We start from the raw sequence: 2879 nt of genomic DNA, 5'->3' as shown, positions 1-2879 counted from the left end.
GCCCGGGCCACGAAAGCACCCCAGTGCAGCGTCGAGCCGCCGACGCCCGTGCCGCTGTTTTTCGCCCGAAGGCCTCCGGGGTCGCGCCGCCGCTCAGCCGCTCCTCGGTCCAGTAGATCTCGTCCGCCAGCGTCTCGTCGAAGGCGAAGCGCTCCGGCGTGAAGTTCGGTCCGGCCTCCAGAGCCACGACCCTGAGGCCCGCGGCGGCGAGGCGCGCGAGGAGCGGCGCACCGCCCGCGCCAGTCCCCACCACGACCGCATCGACGACGTCGTCCGCGCGGTAGGTCCGCATGCCCGCGAGATTCATCGTCCTGCCTCCGTCTGCAGCGCTTGGGGCTCCCAGGGTTCCGGCGCGTCGAGCCCGACCGCGTGGAAGCCCGGCAGTCCGTCGGCGATTTCTCCCGGCCGGTCGCCGCCGGCACCGATGCCCGAGAAGCCGATCCGCGCCAGCGCCGCCGGGTGGCCGAGCCAGAGCCGCACCGCGTCGGCGCGGAGATCCTCGAACCAGAACCGCATCCGGTCGGCGTCGAGCCGGCCTCCGAGGGCGTCCGGGACCGTCAGGTCCCCACGCTGGCAGAGGGTGAGCAGCGCGTCCTGCCGTGGCGCGTCGAGGGTTGTGAACGGGCGGCCCTGCGCGGCCCGGGCGGCGGCATCCAGCGTGCGCAGGGCGGCGCGGTAGGCGTCCGCGTCCGGCGGCAGGGCCGAGAAGCGCCAGCCGTCGCCGGCGCCGGACGCCAGCCGCCGATCGAGGCGGGCTGCGAGATCGAGATGCGGCACCGGCATCACCCGGGCGAGGGCGGCCCGCAGGATCGCGAGTTCCACAGGGTCGAGGGCCGCCGGTCGATAGGCGGGGTCGTCCGGCGCGGCGCGCTCCGCGAGCGCCTGGCGCAGGCGGCCGTTGACCCGCTCGGAGGCGATCAGCGCCGCGTAGTCCGGCGCCACCGCCAGGGCTGCCTCAACCGGTCGGCGGGGCCGGTCGTCGAAATGGGCGCGCAGCCCGTCGGCCAGGGCGGCCGGCCGCTCCAGCGGCAGGAGATGGCCGACGCCGTCGACCGTCACGAGGCGATGATGTGCGAGGTGGGGCGCCGTCAGGGCCTGCTGCGCGTCGGGTCCGAGGTCGGCGTCCTCGGATCCGGCCAGAATCAGCGCCGGGGTGCGCAGGACGCCGACGCGGCGGCACCAATCCTCGTTGGCGCCCGCCTCGAGCCAAGCCTTCCAGGCGGCCGGCGCGGCCCGCAGGACGTCGGCTACCGCCCGTTCCTCGGTCTCAGGGTCCAGCCGGTCGCCGACATTCGCGCGTACGAAGGCCTGGGCCTCGCGCCGCCGCGTCTCGGGATCCGCATCGATCCAGGCGAGCATCTCGGCGCGCCGGTCCTCCGGGATCGGCTCCGGGCTCGGCGGCGAGCCGGAGACCAGGATGAGATCGGTGAGGCCGGTCAGACCCGCTTCGCCATCCTCGGCCCGGCGCGCCAAGGCCAAGGCGACCTTTGCCCCCATGCTGTGACCGGCGATCCCGAACCGGGCCGGAGCCCGCGCGCGGATGGCTTCGGCCACGTGATCGGCCATCGCGGCGACGGAATAGCCCGGCGTGCCGGCGGCATCGCCGAAGCCCGGCAAGTCGACCGGCACACATGTCAGCGGCGTCCCCGCGAGGGCACGCGCCAAAGGCTCCCAGCTTCGGGCGCTGCCCCCCAGGAAGTGAAGGCAGAACAGGACTTCAGGTTCGGACATTGCGGAGACATCGCGCGGTGCCAGAGTGCTTCAAGCGTACGCGACGCCGCATGGCCGACGTTTTGCCCCGGACCGAACGGTCAAGCCGGGACGGCGTGCGATCAGGGCATACGGAGGAGACCGTGGTGACGGATCTTGAACAGGCCTGGCGCGTGGAAGAAGCCTGCCTCAACGCCTGGCCGAGCCCGCGCGAACTCCTGATCCACGGCTACCTGCTGCGCGCCGCGGGCGGGCGTTCGAAGCGGCAGAATTCCGTGACCCCCATGCGGGGGAGCGGTGCGCCCGGACCGGCCATCGAGGCCGCGCGCACCATCTACGAGCGTCTGGGGCGGCGCGCGATCTTCCGGATTCCGGCGATCGCCCCGCAGATGGAGGCGCTCCTGTCCCGCGCGGACTTCGCCGTCGTGGACGAGACCTGCACGCTGCTCCGCGCGCTCGATGACCTGCCGGCGGCGCCTGAGCCGGCAGCGACGGTCGCCGCCGTCCCCGGTGAGGACTGGCTGGCGGTGCGCGATGCCGTGAACCACGCGGACGCCGCAGCCGCGCAGGTCTTCCGCGACACCGTCGCCGCCCTGTCCCTGCCGCGGGCATTCGCGGCGGCCGTGGCCGAGGGCGGGATCGGCGCGATCGCCTTCGGGGTGCTCGACGGTGGTTGTCTGGTCATCGAGGCGGTGGCCACCCCCGAACCCCTGCGCGGCCGCGGCCATGCCCGGCGCGCCGTGGCCGCGCTGCTGCGCTGGGGGAGGGCGGAGGGCGCCCGGGCGGCCTGCCTGCAGGTCGTCGCGGCGAACACGCCGGCGCGGGCGCTCTACCGCGCCCTCGGCTTCGAGCGCGAACTGTACCGCTATCACTATCGGGTCGGTCCGGAGCCCGGCTGAGACGCGAGCCGGATCGCGGCCCAGTCCCGCACCCGCTCCGGCCGTGGTCTCAGGCGTCGAAGAGCGAGCCCTGCCGCGTCGGGGCAGGGCGCGTACCGGTCCGCCTGCCCGACGTTGCCGGCGAGGCCGCGCCGCCGCGACGCGCGGGCTTCGCCGACGGGGATGGATCGGACGTCCCGGACGGATCGGCCCCGTCGGGCACGGCCGTCACGGTCCCGTCGGCGAACTGCAGACTGAGGCGGGTGGCCGCCGCCGCATCCGCGGCGCGGC

2 protein-coding genes and 2 pseudogenes are annotated in these 2879 nt (G+C 74.9%); 1 reads left to right on the top strand and 3 read right to left on the bottom strand.

Going from position 1 to position 2879, the window contains the following annotated elements; all coding sequences use genetic code 11:
- Nucleotides 1-307: pseudogene (locus I53_RS13085) on the bottom strand (hypothetical protein); the annotation flags it as partial.
- Complete coding sequence (locus I53_RS13080; RefSeq protein ID WP_043351377.1) at nucleotides 304-1731, bottom strand: alpha/beta hydrolase; 1428 nt, start codon at nucleotides 1729-1731, stop codon at nucleotides 304-306. The pseudogene I53_RS13085 and the gene I53_RS13080, both read right to left, overlap by 4 nt.
- Before the next feature lie 125 nt (nucleotides 1732-1856).
- On the opposite strand from I53_RS13080, the gene I53_RS13075 reads away from it, so the two are divergent.
- Nucleotides 1857-2609, top strand: a complete 753-nt coding sequence (locus I53_RS13075) for a GNAT family N-acetyltransferase (protein ID WP_043351375.1) — start codon at nucleotides 1857-1859, stop codon at nucleotides 2607-2609.
- A 49-nt stretch (nucleotides 2610-2658) separates the two neighbouring features.
- Here the strand turns inward: I53_RS13075 and I53_RS34565 are convergent.
- A pseudogene (locus I53_RS34565) lies at nucleotides 2659-2879 on the bottom strand (exodeoxyribonuclease VII large subunit); the annotation flags it as partial.

The sequence above is a fragment of the Methylobacterium sp. B1 genome, from assembly GCF_000333255.1.
GTDB lineage: Bacteria > Pseudomonadota > Alphaproteobacteria > Rhizobiales > Beijerinckiaceae > Methylobacterium > Methylobacterium fujisawaense.
Note: the sequence above shows the minus strand (reverse complement) of the source record. Positions and strands in the feature narration are given on the sequence as shown.